Annotated in this window: 2 protein-coding genes; one reads left to right on the top strand and one right to left on the bottom strand. The window is 40.1% G+C overall.

Annotated features, from left to right (window positions below; genetic code table 11):
• A partial coding sequence (locus UYI_RS0131380) for a ParA family protein (protein WP_016870647.1) occupies positions 1-255 on the bottom strand: 255 nt, incomplete at its 3' end.
• A gap of 202 nt (positions 256-457) precedes the next feature.
• Here UYI_RS0131380 and UYI_RS34325 point away from each other — a divergent pair.
• A partial coding sequence (locus UYI_RS34325) for a hypothetical protein (RefSeq protein WP_200860561.1) occupies positions 458-822 on the top strand: 365 nt, incomplete at its 3' end.

Below are 822 nucleotides of genomic sequence, written 5' to 3'. Positions count from 1 at the left end.
GTCGTAGTCATCAATAAATTTTTTGACTTCCCTGTGGACTTTACTGCTAGCAGCGCTTAATCCAATGACGGAAGCAGGAAAAGGGATTTCATCAAGAGCCGAAGCTGCCCACCGTGTAGCTGTCGCTTGCAAATCTGCATCAACAACTAAAACTTTATTACCCCGCCGCGCGATCGCTCCAGCTAGTTGCATACTAACTGTTGTTTTTCCACTACCACCCTTTTGATTCACAACAGCAATGATTTTGGCTGTCATAGGATTAACCGTATTAATGATTTAAACTGTATTAATAGTTTTTACTATCTATAGTTTTTATATGGTTAGGAAATTGCTGCTATTGTGGCACAAAAGAGAAAACTTGATAAAGCGTATATACAGTTTTAATAATTTGTATTGTTAAAATAGTTTATTTAATTTATTTTGATCACCTGGAATTTTTTCTGTACACAGAGGAGCTATGACGAAGAAGAGCATGAAATCAGCCTTGACAAGTTCATTAAAAGCTGAAGATGAAGCTGTTAGAAACCGTTTTGAGAAAGCAGAAAGCTTGCTAGAAGAAAGAACGCAGCAAACTTCTAGCCAACCAACAGACGAGCTGCCCCAGGCGAAGGACGCACTGCAACCTGTCCGGAACCAGAAGGTGATCCGTGATAGTTTTACACTACCGTCCACAGATTACGAGTTAATTGCCGCTATTAGACAACGATGCTTAAAGTCAGCAGTCAATGCAACAAAAAGCGAAGTCATTCGGGCGGGGCTGCATATACTTCAATCTTTATCTGACGAAGAATTGGTACAAGCGATTGAGAGTCTTGAAAAGGT

The sequence above is a fragment of the Fischerella muscicola PCC 7414 genome (genome assembly GCF_000317205.1).
GTDB lineage: Bacteria > Cyanobacteriota > Cyanobacteriia > Cyanobacteriales > Nostocaceae > Fischerella > Fischerella muscicola.
This window is presented reverse-complemented; position numbering and strand designations above follow the sequence as displayed.